This window comes from Chryseobacterium sp. TQ-BC-N36, from assembly GCF_058382295.1.
Genome location: NZ_CM178175.1, coordinates 1,361,808 through 1,383,441, shown reverse-complemented (window position 1 = coordinate 1,383,441; position 21,634 = coordinate 1,361,808). Strand labels below are relative to the sequence as shown.

General features: G+C 36.2%; 13 protein-coding genes. 11 read left to right on the top strand and 2 right to left on the bottom strand.

The window, feature by feature from the left end:
• The first annotated feature begins 7 nt into the window (after window positions 1-7).
• The 9 genes from AC3FI7_RS06140 to AC3FI7_RS06100 all read left to right on the top strand — a co-directional run bounded on the left by AC3FI7_RS06140 (window position 8) and on the right by AC3FI7_RS06100 (window position 13,738).
• Entirely contained in the window at window positions 8-1,369 is a 1,362-nt protein-coding gene (locus AC3FI7_RS06140) for a peptidoglycan-binding domain-containing protein (RefSeq protein ID WP_491461652.1), read from the top strand.
• 101 nt (window positions 1,370-1,470) lie between these two features.
• A complete protein-coding gene (locus AC3FI7_RS06135) occupies window positions 1,471-1,638 on the top strand; it encodes a bacteriocin-like protein (RefSeq protein ID WP_172616992.1) in 168 nt (55 codons plus the stop codon).
• Window positions 1,639-2,404: 766 nt separating this feature from the next.
• Window positions 2,405-3,244, top strand: coding sequence for a hypothetical protein (locus AC3FI7_RS06130; protein WP_142722729.1), 840 nt, complete (start codon window positions 2,405-2,407; stop codon window positions 3,242-3,244).
• A gap of 12 nt (window positions 3,245-3,256) precedes the next feature.
• On the top strand, window positions 3,257-4,276 hold the full coding sequence (locus AC3FI7_RS06125; protein WP_142722730.1) for a hypothetical protein: 1,020 nt from the start codon (window positions 3,257-3,259) through the stop codon (window positions 4,274-4,276).
• The gene (locus AC3FI7_RS06120) at window positions 4,276-9,702 is read left to right on the top strand and encodes a pyocin knob domain-containing protein (RefSeq protein ID WP_343658677.1); all 5,427 of its coding nucleotides are present in this window, start codon (window positions 4,276-4,278) and stop codon (window positions 9,700-9,702) included. Before AC3FI7_RS06125 ends, AC3FI7_RS06120 begins: the two co-directional genes overlap by 1 nt.
• Window positions 9,703-9,954: 252 nt before the next feature.
• On the top strand, window positions 9,955-10,536 hold the full coding sequence (locus AC3FI7_RS06115) for a Crp/Fnr family transcriptional regulator (protein WP_142722732.1): 582 nt from the start codon (window positions 9,955-9,957) through the stop codon (window positions 10,534-10,536).
• A 76-nt stretch (window positions 10,537-10,612) separates the two neighbouring features.
• On the top strand, window positions 10,613-11,293 hold the full coding sequence (locus tag AC3FI7_RS06110) for a CPBP family intramembrane glutamic endopeptidase (protein ID WP_491461651.1): 681 nt from the start codon (window positions 10,613-10,615) through the stop codon (window positions 11,291-11,293).
• 160 nt (window positions 11,294-11,453) lie between these two features.
• Complete coding sequence (locus AC3FI7_RS06105; protein ID WP_491461650.1) at window positions 11,454-11,969, top strand: hypothetical protein; 516 nt, start codon at window positions 11,454-11,456, stop codon at window positions 11,967-11,969.
• 23 nt (window positions 11,970-11,992) lie between these two features.
• Window positions 11,993-13,738 carry a CocE/NonD family hydrolase gene (locus AC3FI7_RS06100; protein WP_491461649.1) on the top strand — a complete coding sequence of 582 codons (1,746 nt, stop codon included), beginning with the start codon at window positions 11,993-11,995 and terminating at the stop codon, window positions 13,736-13,738.
• 41 nt (window positions 13,739-13,779) lie between these two features.
• Here AC3FI7_RS06100 and AC3FI7_RS06095 read toward each other — a convergent pair whose 3' ends face one another.
• Window positions 13,780-14,235, bottom strand: coding sequence for a helix-turn-helix transcriptional regulator (locus AC3FI7_RS06095; protein ID WP_343658673.1), 456 nt, complete (start codon window positions 14,233-14,235; stop codon window positions 13,780-13,782).
• Window positions 14,236-15,572: 1,337 nt separating this feature from the next.
• Here AC3FI7_RS06095 and AC3FI7_RS06090 point away from each other — a divergent pair.
• Complete coding sequence (locus tag AC3FI7_RS06090; RefSeq protein ID WP_491461648.1) at window positions 15,573-18,305, top strand: M4 family metallopeptidase; 2,733 nt, start codon at window positions 15,573-15,575, stop codon at window positions 18,303-18,305.
• A gap of 920 nt (window positions 18,306-19,225) precedes the next feature.
• Window positions 19,226-21,025, top strand: coding sequence for a BamA/TamA family outer membrane protein (locus AC3FI7_RS06085; RefSeq protein WP_142722738.1), 1,800 nt, complete (start codon window positions 19,226-19,228; stop codon window positions 21,023-21,025).
• A gap of 109 nt (window positions 21,026-21,134) precedes the next feature.
• Here the strand turns inward: AC3FI7_RS06085 and AC3FI7_RS06080 are convergent, their stop codons facing one another.
• On the bottom strand, window positions 21,135-21,593 hold the full coding sequence (locus AC3FI7_RS06080; RefSeq protein WP_142722739.1) for an organic hydroperoxide resistance protein: 459 nt from the start codon (window positions 21,591-21,593) through the stop codon (window positions 21,135-21,137).
• Window positions 21,594-21,634: the final 41 nt, after the last annotated feature.

The window sequence follows — 21,634 nt, the reverse complement described above, 5'->3', positions numbered from 1 at the left end:
AAAGACTATGAATACCGGAAAACAACTATTGGAAGCAGCCCGAAATCATATCGGAGAAAAATATGTTTATGGTGCCATTGTACCATTTGAAAACTCAGATTATAAAGGCCCATGGGACTGTGCAGAATTTATTTCCTGGATCGTCTATCAGGGTACAGGAATTAAAATAGGAATAAGAGGTAAAGAAGCCTACACGGGATACTGGGCCAAAGATGCAGCTGCTTTCTGCAGAAAAATAACCATTAATGAAGCCTCTCAAACCTATGGCGCTATTTTATTCAGACCGCCTGGTTACAAAGGAATAAAAATAGGACATATTGCTTTCAGTGATGGTAAAGGCGGAACTGTAGAAGCTAAAAGCGCAAAAGAAGGCGTCTGTGAAAGCACTATTAAGGGAAGACAATGGGAATACGGGTTTTTGATCAATGGAGTTGATTATGAGACTAATTTAAAAACAGTTGCTGATTATCATTATCCGTCATTGAATTTTTATGTGAAATCACCAGCTATGAAACATGCTCTTGTTGAGGAGGCTAAAAAAAAGCTTTCGAAACTCAATCTGTACCATGGTTCTATTAATGAGATCTACGATAGTGAAACTGCTAAAGCAGTTGTCAATTATCAAAATATGAAAGGGCTTGTAGTAGACGGTGCGTTGGGCAGAGATACCCTGAGATCACTGAAGGTACGGCAATATACTACTGTTGAAAAGAGCATGATATGGTTTAAACAAAATTTTGAGATGAAAATTAAAGAAAAGTTAACAGGGACTCCTTTTGATCTTCATCTCATTATGGCAATTGCCTACCAGGAGACCGGCTATGTATGGAGTAAAATGATCGGTAAAACCACACTTGCAGATTTATTGATGTGTTGTACCGGAGATACACTCGATGCTCCCAACAGAAGTGCTTTTCCCAAGGATAAAGCAGCTTTGCTAGCCCATACTGACGGAGACAAAATGTTTCTTATTGCACGGGAAGCTTTAAAAAACGTAGGGCGGTGGGAAGCTGTTTATAAAAAGCTTTATGACACTCAGCCGGATAAATTTTGTCACGGGTATGGTATTTTCCAATATGATCTACAGTTCTTTAAAACGAACCCCGGTTTTTTCCTTAATAAAGAATGGGGAAATATTGATAAAGTGATTGAAATGGCGGTTAACGAACTAAAAGCTGCACAAAACAGAATTCCTTCTTACAGAGGTAAAAACAAACTTACCATGATAGAACAAATCTATGTCGCAATTGCCTATAATAAAGGAACAGCCGATGTTACCAAAGACTTTAAGCAGGGATATCGGAATGATGCAGGGAAGTACTATGGTGAAATGATTTATGAATATTATTTATTGTCTGCTGCCCTGTGATTTATTCATTGTTTAGCAGAGAATTAAGGAGAAGATTTATTATGTTAAATCTCTTATTGGAGAATATTCTTTATATTTAAAGCTTAATTAAAATTAAAACAATGAAAAACTTAAAGAAAATCTCAAGAGATCAGTTAAAACAAGTTGCCGGTGGCGGAAACAGAGATGGTATTTGTAAACCTCAATATATGTGGGTTTGTGAAGCGACAGGTATTTGTGGCCCCGAGTCAGATGCAGCCTGCAATTGCTATTGCGTTCCTATAGTATAACAAACATATGATCCCTCACCTGAGGGATTTTTATTACCCATAAGATTTGAAAACCTATTTCTATCCCGCATGAAGATAGGAAATCAGTACTGAAAATAAGTTTCCGGTCCTTCTGCGGTCACTCATTGCCCCTTTTATCAGGGGCTTTTTTATTGCTATATTCATAGGGCCTATAGTTGTCATCATCATAGTACATGTTTAATTTTCCTTTCGGGTCATTTTATTTTACATTTTTCTTCTCCAAGCATTTTGACGCTCAAATTACAAATTAATATCATCTGTTTTTAAAATACTGCAGCTACCGAACAGAGAGGCCAAAAAACTTTCACAGGAACTAAAAAAAAATGAATTTTGAACATTGAAATTACGGGCAGTATCATCCGGTTCAAAAAAATAAAGGTTACTGCAACTACAGAATAGAGAGGTCAGAAAACTTTTATAAGAACAAAAGAAAAGTGAAATTTGAGTTCTGAAGAATGTAGACAGTCATTGCACTCAAAGAGTATTAAACTAAGAAAGCAGGCAAAAAGCATAATAAAAAGTATAAGTGATTTTGTTGATATGAAAATAAAATTACAGACTACCGACAGCATACATAATTTCCTGGTGATGACCCTATAAACAATTCACTAAAGAATAGTCTGATAAGAGGGATAAAATCAAATCACTCAATAAAGTAGAAAATTCCATTTGGGGTGATCGGCTTATCAATATTATATCCTTTCCCGAATTATCAATTTTATCAAAACTAATTTTCAATAATCAAATGAGTACACCATTAAATACAATTTTCAGTTGGTTTGAAACTGGAGATTTTCCCACAGAAACGCAGTTTAAAGAAACATTTTTATCTTTTTATCATAAAGATGACCCAATCCCATTCAAAAGTATTGAAGGGCTTGAAGAAATTTTTCACTTATTTGCCAGTGCGGAAGCATTTCAAGAACATTTAACAGATCCAAAGGCTCATTCTGAATATTTGGCTTTACTTGATGCCGGTAATCTAACCTCGACCCATATCAGCAGCTGGAAGGCTAAACTCGGGATCAGCAATGCTGCTACGGTTGACAGCTCTGATCAATCGGGCAATGTGTACACGAAAACACAGACAGATGGTTTTGTGAATGTACTGAAAGATGCAGATAAAAACCTGGAGCTGGAGATAAGAAAAATTAAAGAGATTCTCTTATCCAATGACCTGTCTTTAGATGAACTTCAGGAAATTGTCAATTTCATCAAAAAAAACCGTGATGATATCGAAGCTTTGAAAGCTGTCTCAGGAGAGACAAGGGAAGATAAAGTAAAACTCTTACTGGACTACAGTGGGTTAGGCAGTCCAAAAAATCAACAGGAGTTTAATAAGCAAGTTTACGATAAAGTATTACTAATCTCACAGACTCCTACAAGTGCCATAGTGCAGGTGACAGGAAGTACCGTTTTTCCCAATACCCTTGAAACAGAAAACGTGATCATCCAAGCACGGGACAGTGTTACAGGTAAAAAAATAAATATTGACGACTACGCTACCAATCAAGTCATTGAGGTTAAGATGTTCAGCGACCCCGTTAATCCAATTAATATTCTCATTTTAAAAGTTAAACCATAAAAAAATAAAGCTATGAATAATAACGCAGTAATAAGTAATAACGCACATCAGGACAATTTTTTTGGAGAGCTGCAACATACCCGGTTTCAATATTTTGATACACTTCCCAATACGGATAAAGCCCTTCCCGGCTGGATCATTGATTATAAAAATGAACTGCATCAGTGGAACGGTTCCCAGTGGATTAATCTTGCTCAAAATTATGTACATCCTGATTATCCGCTGACAAATAATCCCTTTCAGACAGATCAGACAAGTGGGCTTCTGCTGCTGAGTCAGATTCTGACCAACAGTTCAGGGCATGTTATTAAAATAGCAGGCCGAAATCTTACCAATGCTGATATTGTCTCTATTTTCCTGAACGATGCCATTCAGTCGGGTACCTTTACATGGTCCTCCAATAAGATCAGATCATATATTGAAAATTTCATAGGACAAAGCCTTACAGGAGCATTAATTTATCAGCCGGGAGGCTATATCCCTTCTGCTGTTAAAGGCTCAATGGCAGCTCCGTCACCCATTACATCTGCAGCCATTAAAACAGGTATGGTGTGGGTCATTACTGCAAACGGATGGGTGGGTAATGAACCTGTTTCTATTGGTGACCATCTTATTGCCAATACGGATAATGCTTCAAATGTTCCCGGAAATTATCAGATTATAGAGAAAGGGATTCCTGATATCGTAGATGCTACAGATGCAGTGAAAGGACTCATTCAAATAGCTACAGATATTGAAGCCGTTGCGGGAATTGATAACAGTAAAGCAATGACTCCGAAAGCGACAAAAGCTGTTTTGGATGCAAAGATCAAATCAAAGACATGGGATATTGGAGACGGCTCTTCTGCTAGTTTTTCCATTACTCATAACTGGAATACCTGGAATGTTGACTACATCTGTTACCGTAATACTGATAACAGAAAAATTAATGTAAGCTGTGTCCCTACATCAGCAAATGATGTGCAAATAGATGTTCTGGCACCTCTTACTCCGAACGAATATAGAATTACTTTAACCGCAAGACTTGATTAATGATCGCACCTGAATATTTTAATAATCACATCGCCATAGAAGGCGAAATTATTGTGAAAAGTGTTCCAAACGATGCAGGCTTTGTATTGGTTTGGAATCCTACTACAAAAAAAATATCCCAAAGAACAAAAGCTGAGATTATTGCTGATTTAGATATTATGACTTTAAGTACAAATCAGTTTGTATATGGTCACAAATCTTTTATGAGTTCTGGTGTGCCTGATGAACATGCCAATAATCTGTGGGTGAGAAGTGATGATGGCTCAGAACCGGGAATAACATTCTGGAAAACAGGATATATATCTTCTGCGCTTACTTTAAGAAATGATGGATTCCATTTTGGAGTGGGAGCCAATAATCATTATGATTATGTAAAAGCTGAAGGCTTTAGAAAGAATGGTTCTTCTGATAATTTTTTCTTAACAGGAGGAGGGAATGATTATGACTCTAGGAAAAAAGAGGATTCCTGGTTTCATTCCGGAAGAAACTTTCCACAGGGGACATTCATTGAAACCGATATTGATTATTCAGTAACATATGGAGACCAGTTCCTTTTGGAAATGAAAGGGAATATGTACAGTAATGGTCAATATTTACCTTTAGATGCTAAAATTCAGGGGTATATTTACAATGATACTATTATATCAGAAGGAGGCTATTCTACTTTAAATTATTTTAATTATGTAATATGCTTAAACTTCAATGGTAAACTGGCTGTTTGGTTTCCTGGTATGGGATACTGGCAAGGGTTTGATGCAAAAATAACAGTAGGATACGGAGGTTTAGACCAGGGAAGAAACAGAGTGACTTCAATCACGGACAGTACGGATCCGGGAGGAACAAAGAGAGTCCAAATTAACCTGAAGCATCTCCTTACAAAAGAAGAACTTATTTCTGGAAATACATTTTGGGAAAAGAAGGATGTTGGAGGATATTGGGCCTTAGATTCAGATAAACCTATAGCCGGGCTGAATGGTAGCGGGGCGCAAGTCATTTTATCAGGCGGTCTGCTTGCTTCACCTTCCTACTCTGATTCCCAATTTATTCCTGCTCATGGAATACATTCAAGAGGGTTTGTTCAATCTGACGAAGGCTTTCAAAACAGATTCTACAAAGTAAACGAAAGGAACAGAATCTGGTCATTTGCGAATGCAGATAATTATGGCATATCTTATTTTCAAGGAAGCGGGCATGTCTTAGGTGAAGGGATTAATTTTCACTTTGGTGATGCAGGCGCTACGGGTCATCAGTTTTTTATACAAAGTAACGGGAGGGTGTTTTCTGAAGCAGATGGTAATTCTGGAGATTGGAAACATAAAGAGTATAATATAAACAATTATCTGGGTGCTGATTATATCAGCGGAGGACAGGAAAAACCAAATTCTGCTTATTTTGGAGCAGGAAAATTAAAACTCCAGATGTTGGAAGCTGCTCAGATGGGGTTTTCCAATATGGGTTGGTCCGATGTATTATGGATGTCTTCTTATACAGGAAGTGATGTTAAAAAATCGACGGCTATTGTTTCATCCAAATATAACAACAGAATAGGCTTTGTAAAACAGGATTATGATTCAGACAAATGGGGAGAAGCCTACGACTTCTGGACTACCTTTAATCTCCCTAATCCGGTAGCAAAAGCTGATCTGGATAATTATGTTACATTGAATACCCAACAAACTGTTGATGCAAAAAAAACATTTAATGGGGCTACTGGAAATAGTTATTCAGAATCTGCTATTATGGTTAACGGTAACGGCTCTGGCTTATATCCGGCGATAGGTTTTCATCAACCTGGAAATTATGCAGGAACTATAAGTCTGAGAAATTCAAATCAATTTTATTTTAGAAATACTGATGATTCTGATTTCAATTATTTATTGGCTAAAGGATATGTAAAATCAGGCTCGGATGATTCTTATATACTATTAGGTGGGGGAGGACATAGATCTCTTTCAGATTTTGCTTTATCAGGACAATTAGGCAATTACCTGCCTTTAGGTGGAGGAACTTTAACAGGAGGCGGAATAATTTCTTCCAATGGAGATATCGTTTTAAAGCAGAATAATGTAGGAGGAAATGCTACAGGTGTCTGGTGGCAGAACAAGGATGGGAGTGGAAATAGAATTGCAGGAATAGGAGCATTGACCGAAAATGGAGATTTTGTCTATCATTATCTTGGTTGGGATGATTCACCCTGGAATCCTGCAACTGCTTTAGTAGTTAATGATAGTCTGCTTCAGTATAAAAATAATAAAGTTTGGCATGAAGGAATTTTAGAAGATTATCATAACTATGGTTTAGGCAGATTAAATATACCTGTACTTTCAGATCTTGACACCTATTCAGCATATCAGACCGGTATCTATTCATTTAATGATAATGCACAACATAGACCTTATGATTATGGTACGGTCATAAAAGCAATGAGAAGTACTAATGAAGGTACTGAAATTGCTGCTAACGTTTGGGGTACAGGTCTGGCATTCAGAGGATATGTTGGTGGAACTTACGGTCCATGGAGAGAGGTATGGCATTCTCTTAATTTCAACCCCGACACTAAAGTAAACAAATCAGGTGATACCATGACAGGTAATCTAATAGTACCTAATGTTGTATTATCATCAAATAGTTTATTAAGCCAGACCCTTAATGGTTCTCAAATCATTGCAGCACTTAATGATACAATGTATATTGGTAATACGGCTGGATTGGACTATTTAAATTTACAGTCCAGATATGGTTTGACGCATTATCAAAATGGAGTGCCCGGAAATATATGGACTTCACATAATTTTAACCCTGATAATTATATTCCAAAAACTCATCCGGTGTATAATATTACACAGAATCAAATTAATGGCTGGAATCATTATTTAGGATATTGGGATAACAGGATTATACAACCGGCAAACGCATTAACAGAAAAATTACAATTTGGTTTTACGTCCTGGAATAATGATGGTAATTATCCTTATGCCGACTATTTGCATTTTGGAGGGTACCAGGATGGCTCGGGAGGCAATCAAAACCTTATTACATTTAATAAAAATGGTTTTGGACTAAGACAATGGCAGGGAAGTTCTCAGGGAGTATCCCGATATCAGTCTTTTGTTGACTATTGGAATACGGGAGACTTTGCCCAGCAGGATGTTAATCAATGGAAGGCATTATATAATACCTGGGGTACATCAAATCCGGATAGCTTCGTTAAATTAAGTACCGGAAGCAGCTCTATTGATATATCCGGAACGGACTTAAATGATTTACAAAGAACCGGATTTTTTAAAGGAAGTGGTTTAGGTCATTCCCCTACAGGTACAACAGAATGGTTTTTTATAACATGTGAGCATCATTATACAGGATGGGCAAGTCAAACAGCTACTACTTACGGTACAGGTGCTTCCGATTCCCAGCCAAATAGAGTTTTTAAAAGAGCTTTTATAGGTGGAAGTTACTGGACGGATTGGGTTGAAATGACGACATCTGCTAATAATAATCAAAATAAAAAGAAAACGTATTTCTGGCAAAGCCCGGCATATACAGGTACAATGGTAAATAGGGTCTATTTACCTGAGTGGACTGTAGGCGATGTAACGGTCAGAGTCAATTCATCTTACCATGATGGTTATGCAATAGGAGTCATTGAAATGCAATTTACTTATGGAATTAATACCGGAGGGGTTTGGGGATTTGAACCTAAAATAACCCAGGTATTTGGTAACATAAGACAATGGATCTATGTTGAACCAAAGATTTTTTATGATTCAGCAGAAAGCAGACCTTATATTAATGTACATAAATTTAATCCGGCATCCAACCCAATTTATATTGATGTCACTTTAAGAAGCTTTTCAAACAATCTTACAGATAATTCTGTATTTTTTAGAGAAGATGCATCTACACCTGTACTTGATTTAAGGAATAATACCACTCTTGATGATAGTCTGGATCTCAAAGCAAATAAAAACGGAAATAATGCAACGAATACCTGGATAGATTCATCAAATGGTTTGCAGAGTAACCCTACCATTATTGGTAAAATGGCAAATTCAGGAGGACAAAGTGATTTGGCAAATGCCACTTACGGTCAGGTAGCGGGGTATATAAATACGAACGGAAAAGCACAAGGGTGCCCTACGGATGACTGGTGGTATAGATTTAAAATGCTTCATGCTAATTCTGCCGGCTATTACGGAGAAATGGCCGTTCAAATGACCGGAGGCAACTCATTCAGATATAAAAGAGTAGAAGCCGGAGGTGATTACGGCTGGATTCAGGTATGGGATAAAGAGAATTTAACCCCTTCACATATAGCTCTTTGGGATCTGGCTTATAATTTTACTTTAGCGGATGTATTAAACTTCAATGACACGAATGGAGACTGGACAAGGTTCTATAGACAGGATGGAAGTGCATTCGACAGACTAAGAATGGGGATGGGGATAATAGATTCCAGGGTACAGGGTAATGGATTGGGTGGAAATGGTTCACCTGATTTACCCAACTCAGGAATATCGGCACTTAATCATAAAGTCTTGCCATTATTCCATTCTACAAAGCAATTAGGCTGGAGTTCTTCTTTAATTTTTAAGGGTTGGACTGATTCCTACAAAGCGTGGAAAATAATGGGGCCAGCTGACAATAATAATACGGAACAGGATTTTTATTTAAGCCAGACAAGATCAGACAATGGGCAATGGATGACTGAAAGAAAAATATGGACATCTAAAGATTTCAGTCAGTCTAATGTTAACACCTGGAATAACTTGACCAATGCTGTTATATTAAATCAGCAATTTACGAATTATACAGGTAACGGATTAATTATCGTTGACGACTATCAGGGGGGAGAATCCGGTATATATAATGAAAATGATAAATTATATTTAGCAGCGTTAAAAGACGAGTATTATAAATATTCAAGTGGCTATGATGATTGGGAAGGTATTAATTTTAACAGAAAGGATCACAGGATTGGTATAGGCAGACCATCCAATGATACCGATAAGTTAACCGTAGAAGGTTCAGTGAAGGCTAGCGGAAACTTTAAATCTGAAAAAGAAGACCCTAATACGTTGTTTATTGCGGATGGAAGTTTAGCCTTTCTTAATGATGAGATTACCCATGAAGACGACAGAATAAGATTATCCCATGGGATGATTGATCAGCAGCCAGGGGTCCAGTCTTATGATTCCGAAAATAGAATGTTAGTTATTAGGTGTACGGATCCGTCGGAACCTTTTATATTAAAAGAATGTTTCCGGGGACAAAGAATACTGATATTAAATACCCACTATGAGAAACCGCAATTGTTTATTATAGAAAAGGCTGGTTATAAATATGATATCCCTCCCTATACCTCTGTCCAGTTATTTGCATGGGATGAAAAGACCGTCTATAAATATGCGGAAAATAAAATGTATTAAAACTGAAAAAATTCACAATAAAAGAATATACACTTAAAGCAGATTAATAATTTGAGGTTTTTTAAAAGGAAGGATGATCGGAATTTGCAAATCTCTGAATCATTCAAAAAGGGCAGATCATTTATGATTTGTCCTTTTATTTATTTTCAACATCACAGCCATCGAATACTTCAGCGCATGTAGCCTATATTTATAATCTGAATAATATCTTCCATATATATTTATTATTTTTACCGAAATTAAAAGCTTAATATGCCCACTCCGCAACAAATCCAGCAAATATTTGCACCTTACTATAATGCTGAAACCAATATTTGGGAGCGTTTTTCAGAAAAAATAACAGTCAGAGAATTTGAGAAAAATAATGTTATAAAAGATTATGATGGGGTAGAAAGATATTTGAATATTGTTGCCGCTGGTTCTGTTGGTTTATTTGTATGGAACGGGAAAAAGGATATTTGCATCAATCTTTTATATGAGCAGAGCTTTATGAGCGATTACTTCTCTTTCCTTAAACAGCAGCCTTCAGGCATAAAAACACAGGCATTGGAAGACTGTACATTATGGTCCATCAGCTATCCGGATCTTAATGAGCTGTATTCCCGGAATGAAACAGGATTGAGGATTGGTAAAGCGATCCCTGAAATACTATTCTTACGAAAACAACAGGATCAGATCAACCTTCTGACACTTAGTCCAAAGGAGCGTTATCTCAATCTTATCAGCCAGCGTCCGGAAATTTTTCAGCGTACACCTCTGAAAATAATAGCATCTTACCTTGGATTGACAGCAGAAAGTCTGAGCCGCCTCAGAAAAAGAGTTACAAAAAAGTAAAACTTACCCATCGTCAATTTTATTTCGCTTTCTTATTGCTAGTTTTGAATATTCTAATATTCAAATAAAAACTTTTATGAAAGAGAAAAAACGATTCCTGAGTATCTCTGTTTTTTATGCCATCGCCATTTTGTTCCGCTATTTGGCTGTTAAAACCAACCTGTTTCATTTTACTGATAATCAGTTGATACAGATTTTACTCCGTGGAATTGGTCCGGCTTTAGGCGCCTTTGCTTCTGCTATGGTATTCAATATCCCGTTAAAACTCTCTTTAAAAGGAAACTATCAGAATATACTTTTGCCATTGCTCATTTTCTGGATATTTCCAATAGTACTTATTGGAACAGTAACCTATATTCAGGAAGCTGAATTTCCTTTTTTGCTGCTTTTCACTGTTTTGGTGTATGGATTACTGGAAGAGATCGGTTGGCGTGGATTTTTGCAGGAACAGCTGAAAGATCTGCCAAAGCTTCAAAGCATAACTATTATCGCTGTTTTATGGTTTATCTGGCACCTGAACTTTGAATTCACCGGTTCCAATATGATTTTTCTCGGTGTCCTGTTTTTGGGAACCTGGGGGATTGGAAAAGTATACAGCAGCACCTATTCATTGCTGGCAGTAGCTGGTTTTCATTCGCTGAATAATTTTTTCAGAAATGGACTCCATGAAAAGGAATTGATTTTAATTACCATATTATTGGCAATCTGGATAGGGTTCATGATCTGGTATAAAAGAAATTATAAAGCTGCTGTTTAAATTTCAGTTCATTAGGAGTATTTATGCTGTAAAAGCCTTTAAAAAAACAAAATGTAATACTTCTGAAAAGAGAATTGTCTTACCTGTAAATGTATCCACATAACCCGTTTTCTTATCTGAAGACAGAAAAATGTTGAAAGCTGTGATGAATCAAAAAAATATGAAGCAATTGACCAATATTCTAATCATGAGTTTCTGCCTGTTAATCACATCCCTTTGTCAGGCTCAGAAAAAATCGAACCGGCTTATCAATGATTTTATGAAAGTGGAAGGAAACTGGACAGGACAATTAACCTATCTGGACTACAGTTCAGGAAAACCTTATACAATGTCTGCCGATATTGAAATAAAAAGAATTCCGGAAACCCATACGTTTCTTTTCGTTCATACTTATCCCAAAGAAAAAAGTGCGAATAAAACGGATACCGTTACCATCTCAAAAGATGGACAATATATAGGTAAGGAAAAGCTGGTTTCCAGAATAAAACTGCCCAATGGAGATATGAAAATCACCACTGAGAGAAAAGGTAAGGATGGAAACGAAGGCAAAGAAGCCACCATCAGGCAGACTTATACATTAGGGAAAACATTATTTTCTACACAAAAAGATATACTTTTTTCCGGAGAAAAGAGATGGATTAAAAGACATGAATATGTTTACAGAAAACAGTATTAATTGTAATTGTTCAAAATAACCTCATGAAAGTATATACAGTTATTCTCATTATATTGAATCTTTTGCTGACATCACCAGTGCATGCTCAGCAAACATTGTGGGGAAGTCAGCAGGAAAAAGAGGGTATATACAGTATTCAGGACAGTGTGATGATCCGTACAGGAGATGGAGCAGAAATTTCCGCAATGGTAGTGCGAAAAAAAAATGACAATATTCCACGACCTGTAATATTGCAGTTTACAATCTATGTAAGAGATCAGGGACGGGATATACAGTCGCTTAAGGAAGCTGCAGATAAAGGATATGTAGGAGTTATGGCTTATACAAGAGGGAAGCGCTTCAGCAAATCTGAGATTTATCCGTACGAAACCGATGGAAATGATGCCTATGATGTTATTGACTGGATCAGCAGACAGCCATGGTGTAATGGTAAAATAGGAATGTATGGAGGAAGCTACAATGGCTTCACGCAATGGGCAGCCGCTAAAAAGCTGCATCCTGCGTTGAAAACGATTGTTCCTTATGTTGCCAATCGCCCGGGGATGGGGCTCCCTATGGAAAATAATATCTTTATCAATCCCAATTACGAATGGTCATTTTATGTAGGCAACAATAAATATCTGGATAACAAGACAGGTGATGACCGGAAAAGATTCCGGAATATGATGTTCAAATGGTGGGAAGCTGGAGCAGCCTATCATAAGATGGATAGTATTGATGGTACACCGAACCGCCTTTTTCAGCGTTGGATCAGCCATCCCGATTTTGATTCTTACTGGCAGAATATGGCTCCCTATAAAGAGGATTTTGCCAGGATTAATATTCCTGTGCTGGCATTTGACGGCTATTATAATGATTCTCAGAATTCGGGAATTTACTATCTGCGCGAGCTCAATAAATACAGTCCCAAGACACCGGCTTATCTGGTAATTGGTCCTTACGGACATTTCGGAACACAAATGGGAGGACAGGAGACCATTAACGGATATACTGTCAGTAAAAAGGCTTTATTTCCGATCAAGGAATATACCTACCAATGGCTGAATTACATACTGAAAGGAGCTGAAAAACCAGCTTTTTTGAAAGATAAAATAAACTATCAGGTTATGGGAACAGATGAATGGCGAAGTGCTTCTTCACTGGAGGCTATGCACAACCGCTATTTGAAATTCTATCTAAGCTCAGCTAAAGTGAGTGATGAAGGATACCTGCTAAGTCAAAATAAACCTGAATCCAGTACATATTTAGTTCAGAAAGTAGATTTTGCAGACCGTACTGTCAGCAATAATGATTATTATCCGGACCCTATCATTCGGGAAAATGTATCCGGTAACGGTTATATTTTCATAAGTGAACCCCTGAAGGCTATGCTGGTAAACGGATCATTTCTGGGAAATATCAGACTGAGTATTAATAAAAAAGACGTAGATCTTGGAGTAACCCTTTACGAACTCACCCCGGAAGGTAAATATTTTCATCTTTCGTACTACATCGGCCGCGCAAGCTATGCCAAAGACAATACTAAAAGACAATTATTGACCCCTGGTAAAAAAGAGATGATCACTTTTGAAAATACTCATCTGATCAGCAAACAATTGCAGAAGGGAAGCCGGCTGGTAGTTGTACTCAATGTCAATAAAAATCCTTTTTCAGAACTGAATTATGGAAGTGGAAAAACAGTAACTGCCGAAACCATTGCCGATGCAAAAGAACCGTTGGTTATTCATTGGTTTAATGACAGTTTTATTGAGATTCCTGTTTTACAATGACAAATATAAGTTTTCGGTAATATTGAGTTTATCTCAACGAATTATACAACACCTTCACTTGCCATATTCTGCAGTTCTTCTATAAATTCCTTAAGGCTTGTTTTGGGAGGAATATTAAGCTTCTTCCGGATTCTGTACTTTCTGCTATCAACAGCTCTTATAGAACTTTTGGTATACATAGAGATTTTTTGTCCATCCAATCCCAGTTTGATCAATGCGCAAAAATGCAGTTCAGAATCGATAAGAGAAGGACATATAGCTAATAATTCAGATCTGAAGTGAGGAAATAGCGCATCAAATTTGTCCATAAATAAGGGGGAATTGTCTTTGGCCAAATTATAAACACCGTGAAAATCATCTTCCTTAATTGCAAGATTACTTATCTGATTATTAAGTTTTTTATTTGCTTTCGTAAGCATTTTAAGATCGGCGTACATATCCTGTCTGCTTTCTTTTAAACTTGAAATCAGAATATCTTTTTGAGAAATAAAAAGCATATCTATAAAAAAAATGGCCAGTAAAAAGAAAAAATTAATGAGCTTCAGAAGCTTAAAATCATAATAGTTTTTTAAAAAACGGCTTGTTATTATAAACCCACAGTCACAGAAAAGACAGACCGAAAAATTAATACATATTATAAAAGATATAAAGAATATCAGTAAGAAATCCTTCTTTAAGTTAAAGAACAGAGGAATAGTGAATAATAAACACAGATAAAAGTATTCTACTCCGGCACGTTTATACGTATAAAGAAAAAGGAAACTTGTTGTGAATGTTAATAAAAGAAAAGAAACTAAGGTCATTGATTTCAGATGCTTTATAAATAATACCGTGATTTTTTCCACACTTATTATCAGAAGATAAAGCAAACTGAGAAAAATTAAAAATATTGATATGACAATATCTTTAAAATATAAAAGGATAAAAATTGAATAAAACATAAATAAGCTAAAAAGAAACAATAGATATCTTTTTACAAATTTTAAATAGTAATCTTCTAAATTCATTGCAGCAGAAATGTTTTCAAAAAAATGATAAATCAAAAAGGTTATTGGCAAGTGATTAAATATCGGATGATCAAATACAATGTTGTTGAATCAATGTATTTAATCCATAAGTAAATCCTTCTGTTAGCCATAGGATATGGCTTTATTTCGCGCAAAAATATAAGTTAATATTTAAATTCGTTTATAAATAATTCACATGTTTAAGACAATTATTAAATACGTTTTAATCAGAATATCAAAAATTGAATGGATGCAAATGATTAAATCAGAAATAAGGTTTTATGATTATCCTAAGTTTTAAATATTTGACAGATGGTAGAAAAATTATATGGAAAATTCCTGTTTCCATCAGGGTTTTAAAGCCCTGCCGGTGGGTTTGTCATTTTGACTGTTTTTTTGATAGAAAATTTAATTACTATTCAAGATGTATAGTTTTTTATTCATCTTACCAATTTAATACAGCTTATAATTTTCTTTAATTTTTAAAGAAATAAAGGAGATCTAAAGATCTGTATTTTCAAGTTAAAAAGCAACATATTCCTGTTGTAATTCATTCAAAAAACACTTTTTTTCCTGTGAGCGTATCTATACGTAAGCAATTATTGCGGATTACAAATCTGCCTTTCTATTTTTGGACAACCAATGAACATTATTAAAACTGATTGACAACATCAGCTTCTTTATTCAGAGAGCAATAAGTTAATTTTTAAGCTTACAGAAAAAAGTGGATGTTAATAACAATTTCAATCAGTATAAACAGAGTAAGATCTTTTATTCTGTCCAGTATTTAATAACTATTAACTGTCTAACTAAATAGATATATTTTTATGAAAAACAAACTAACTTTCGCAATTTTTATACCGCTTTTGGTAAGTGGTATTTCAATCAACGCTCAAAGATTCATTGAGCAAAAAATTACCAATGATGATGGCAGGTCAATCTTTGTTACATTTAACAAAGGAACAGATGCCAAAAATCTGGCGTTATCTGATCAGGGAAAATTCTTTTCAGAAATTTTAAATCTTCCTGCGGGATCTAAGTTGGTGAAAACTGAATCTGCAAAATTATTCAGTGACTTTTCAGATGAAAAGTATCAGCTTTATCATGATGGGATCAAAGTGGAGTTTGCCAATTATGTACTGCATTATATAAAAGGTAATCTTGTAAGTATGAATGGGGAAGTGTATGATACAAATGATACAAACATCCATCCGGACCTTTCAGAAGCTGCAGCGCTTAAGATTGCCACAAAGTATGTAGGGGCAAAAGTTTTGATGAATACTACAGAACATGGAAAAGAACTGGGGTATCAGCCTAAAGGGGAACTGGTTTTACTTCCTGTAAAATCTTCCAACGGAAAATTCAGACTTTTGCTGTCTTATAAATTTGATATTTTCTCAGCAGAACCTTTTTTAAGATCTCATGTCTATGTAGATGCCAAATCAGGTGCTGTTCTGCTTAATGATCTGATTATGAAGCATGCCGGAGACAATGCACACGGGATAACATTGGGTAAAAAGGCTTTTATAGGGGCTGAAAATCAGGCGCAAAAAAGCTTTATGCCTTTTGTTTCTGGAAGTGCCCAAACGCTTTACAGTGGAACAAAGACTATTGAAACGACCCTTGTAAATGGAAAATATGTGCTGAAAGATGCTACCAGAGGAGGAGGAGTTAATACCTATACCAACAATAATGGAAGTGAAAACAATCTTGTGAAAAACAATATTACGGATGCGGATAATAACTGGAGCAATGAAATCGGACTGGATGTGCATTGGGGGGTAGAAAAAACATATGACTATTTCAAAGATACATTCAACAGAAACAGTTATGATAATCAGGGTGCGGTACTTAATAGCTATGTTCATGCCGGAAATTCATTCGAAAATGCCTTTTGGTCCGGAAGTGAAATGGTATATGGTGATGGTGGAAGTACCTTCAAACCGCTTGGAGCATTTGATGTGACTGCACACGAACTGGGACATGCAGTATGCCAGTCAACAGCTAACCTGGCATACCAAAAAGAATCAGGGGCTCTTAACGAAGGTCTTTCTGATATTTGGGGAGCGGTAGTGGAAAATGCTTATGCGCCCGAAAAACAAAACTTTTTGATGGGAGAAGATATTGTAAAGGTATCTCCTAACTATCTGAGATCAATGAGTAATCCAAATTCAGGGTTATCCAAACAGCCGGATACTTATAAAGGAACTTATTGGAAAGACGCAAGCAGCAACTGTTCCCCTAATGATAACAATGATTATTGCGGAGTTCACACGAATAGTGGTGTAATCAACTATTGGTTCTATCTGGTAGTAAAAGGAGGATCCGGAACGAATGATATTGGAAACAGTTTTAATGTGAGCGGAATAGGGTTTGAAAAGGCCGCTAAAATCGTATACCGCCTGGAAACTTCTTATCTGACCTCTAACTCTACGTACAATAATACTTTGACATATGGTATTCAGGCAGCAAAAGATCTTTTTGGAGCAGACTCAGCTGAACATCAGGCTGTTCAAAATGCATTTTATGCAGTTGGTCTGGGGCAGGCATATTCTGGCGGTGGAAATTCCACTGATAATCAGGCTCCTACTGCTCCTCAATTGTCTGCATCTTCCACTACACAAAACGCTACTGTATTATCATGGAGTGGGGCTACGGATAATGTTGCAGTAACTGGATATGATGTGTATAAAGACAATACGCTTTTAAATTCAACCACATCAACTACCTATTCTGTAACAGGATTATCGCCGGCAACATCATATAATTTTACTGTAAAGGCTAAAGATGCGGCAGGAAATATTTCCCCGGCAAGTAATAGTGTAAACGTAACCACTCTGTCCGGAGCAGGAAATACATCATATTGTACATCATCTTCAAACTCTGCTTCGGATGAGTCTATCAGTAATGTTAAATTTGCCAATATTAATAAATCATCAACGGGTACATCAGGATATGAAAACTTTACTTCTGTCATCGGCAACGTAACAAAAGGGAAAACATATCCTATAACGGTGACGCCATATTGGCCAACTTATACGTATGGAGAAGCCTATGCTGTTTATATTGATTATAATGGTGACGGTGATTTTGCTGATTCGGGTGAATTAGCGTGGTCACAGGCAGCAACGATAGCCTCTTCTGTCTCCGGAAATATAACCATTCCAACGACTTCTACTACCGGAGATGTAAGAATGAGAGTAATCCTGAAATACAACTCATTACCGGCTTCTTCTTGCGGAACATTTGATTATGGGCAAGTTGAAGATTATACACTAAGAATAGCTCCGGCTGCAGCTGTTACTTCATTGGTTGATTCTTCATTAGCAGAGAGCAGTAATATAAGTGTGTATCCGAATCCGGCAAAAGACGTTATTAGCATTAAGTCATCTTCCCGTTCGGAGTTTAAATACCAAATTACGGATGCTTTAGGAAAAGTAGTATTATCCGGAAATACAGAGGCTAAATCTATTAAAATAAGCTCCTTACTTCCTGGTGCATATATCATTACATTAGATAACGGAGAAAAACAAAGCACTGTAAAAATAATTAAAAACTAATCACATTTTTTTAGCGCTATATTTTTAGCAATAAAAGCTCATAAGCAGTTGTGAAGTCATGACTTCACAACTGCTATTTTTAAATGATAATTTTTATATGCAAATACCAGATTGTTGGAATATAAAAAATAATCTGAATTTCCGATAACACTAAACACAAATTCACTATACTATTTTAAAGTCTCCCAATTTGATGGAGACTTTTTTATCACTGATATCTGCTGAATCCGGGTATCTATTCTGCTACAGATATTCCTAAACCGTGCAGCTAAAATGCTTTTTTATTATATAATAAGATTTACAGAATGAATTCAATTTTTAATTCCTATTTTCCTAAATTGCCAGCTGTATAATAGAGGATCAATATGAATGAAGCAAATAAAAGAAAGATATTTTTTTTATTGAAAACTGTAATTTATACATCAGGATTACTAAGTTTGATACTGGTTTCAAAGTTTTGGATCGGATCTGAAGAAAGTTGGAATACTATGGTAAAAAATGAATTTATTCCGGCTCTTATCACCAGAACTGTTTTTGGGGTCGTAACAGGATTGTTCTTTTTAGGTTTATCTTTTTGGATACATTGCAGGTATCAAAAGAAGAGTGCTTTTTCAAAAGAATTGTTTGTATTACTGTTATTTTCTTTATGTCTCAATTTAATTGGAATGTTAAAAATTGCCTGATAAATAATATGAAAGGTTGGGAAATATGCAATATGAAGCTGTAAGTGAAATATAATTGATAATCAGTGTGTTATTAAAGAGATTTGAAGGCGGTATAGCTCCTGGTCCTGATTTTATTATGAAAACTTATCTATGAAAGATCAGAATATGCAGCATAAAATTTTCAGATCCTGGTATATTTCGTGCACTGTTGGCTTGCAAATTGATACTACAAAATGTACTGAATTTTGATGACTAATGACTAGATCGACTGCAACTTTACTTTTCTTTTTATGTGGCTTTTTCTTTTTAAACGCACAAGAAAAGAAAGATTCACTGTATTACAAAATAGAGAAATTTTCGGACCAGAGAAAAGTTACCAAATTCCTTCATCGTTTTATATTCCGGAGAGAGCCGGATTCCACTTCTGTTAAATCCAGAACAGAAAAACTCTCACAGGAAACTTATAATAAAAAATATATCCGAAATATCCGGATTGAAACAATAGACCCTTTCGGATATGGATCCAAAGATAATAAAGAAATATCCCGATGGTATGATTGGGTAACGGATCACCTGCATGCTGTTACAAAAGTTTCCACAGTCAGTAATTATTTACTTTTTCAGAAAGGAGAGGAATACAATGCCCAGAAACTTTATGAATCTGAACGTTTGCTGAGAGCAATGCCTTTTATAAACAGGGTGAATATCAGTGTTTCTGACAGTACTTCGGGAAAGGATTCTGTCGATGTGGTGGTAAAAGTTCTGGATTCCTGGAGCCTGAAGCCCAGATTAAGCTATTCCGGAAGCAAGCTGGGTTTGGGAGTTACTGAAGAAAATGTACTGGGACTGGGCCATACTTTTGATTTCCTTTACAGAAATGATTCCAAAGAAAAACAGAATTACGTTTTGGGAAGCTATACTGCCTATAATCTTTTTGGGTCTTATATAAATGCCCAGGTTTTGGGAGAAAGAGATTTTTTCAGAAATGAAAGAATTAATTTCAATCTCAGAAGAGACTTCTTCTCTCCACTTACCAGGTGGGCAGGTGGTTTTACATTTGAATACTTTATGCGGCATGTTTTGCTACCGATAGAAACTGACACCGCTTTTCCGGAAGTTCAGATCAAAGTGTATAATCAGGATTTATGGGGGGGATACCAGATTCCCGTTTCTTCTGATCCCAGTGAAAAAGTATCCAGCAATATTGCGATAATAGGAAGGTTTCAGAACTATCAGTACAAGGACAGTCCCGGTATCGATCAGTATAAATATTTTAGTTCCTATAACAGTTTTCTGATGTCTATAGGGTTTATTCAGAGAAACTTTTCAGTTCAGAAGAATATTTTCCAGTATGATTTGCCGGAAGACGTTGCCTACGGTAACTCGGTCAATATTATTGCAGGAGGTTTATCAAGAAATAAAGAAGTGAATCCATACGTTGGGATTTCTGCATCTTACGGCCGTTTTACTAAGATGGGATACTTCACAGTAAAAGCTCAGTTTGGAAGGTTTTTTAATGAAGACAGCCAGAACAGGGAGTCTTTCCGCTTTGACGGAACTTATTTTACAAATCTTATGGATTGGAAATTCGCCAAAGCCAGACATTTCTTTTCCCCAACGTTAGCACTGGGAAACCCACAGCATAATTACTCTTATAAAGATAGGATAAACCTTTCATCCCCGGACGAATTTCCGGTTTACAGTTCAGATTATATCGGAACTAAAAAGCTTGTTCTAAGATATCAGCTTCAATTATTTATTAATAAAACCTGGAAGAATTTCCATTTCAGCCCTTATCTGACAACCGCTGTCGGATGGTTGGGAATGCCTGATGATAAATTATTTAAAACAAAGACCAACACAAAAATCGGAATCGGTGTTTTAATCAATAATCCCTATCTGGTGTTCAACAGGATTCAGATTTCTTTCATGTATTATCCTAGCGTTCCTTTTGATAATAATTCAGTCTTTGATTTTAACAGTAACCGGAATAACCTGTTACCGATGAACAGTTTTGCAACGGATATTCCGCATTTTGTGAATTTTGGAAATTAATGATATCAGATTAAACGGATCAAAAACTTTTTCTTCTGTAAATAAAAAACCTTCCTTACCCAAAGGCAGGAAGATTTTCAATCAGAATGTTATTATAATATTCTGAACATTACACCACCACATCAATCTTCACATTGATATTACCCCGCGTCGCTTTTGAATAAGGACATGTTGCATGGGCAGTTTCCACTACTTTTCTGGCTTCATCTATCGGCAGACCAGGTAAAACAATCTGCAAATGTGCCTGCAGAAAAAATCCGTCATCATGGGTTGCCAGATCTATTGTGGCATTGACAGACAGATCTGAAGGAAGATTGACTCCCAGTTTAACAGCTCCCAAATGCATAGCTCCGATAAAACATGCTGACCATCCGGCTGCTAGTAACTGTTCCGGATTGGTTCCGTTTCCCTTTGAACCTGGAGAAGTCAGTTCAATATCCAGTTTGTCATCACTGCTTTTTGCCTGTCCGTTGCGGCCTCCTGTTACAATAACATTACCAGAGTATAAAACTTTGCTGATGTTCACTACGGTTGTATTTTCTACTTCCTGAATGGTATTTAATTCCATATTTTTATTATTTAGATTGAATGATATTTATTGATACTTTT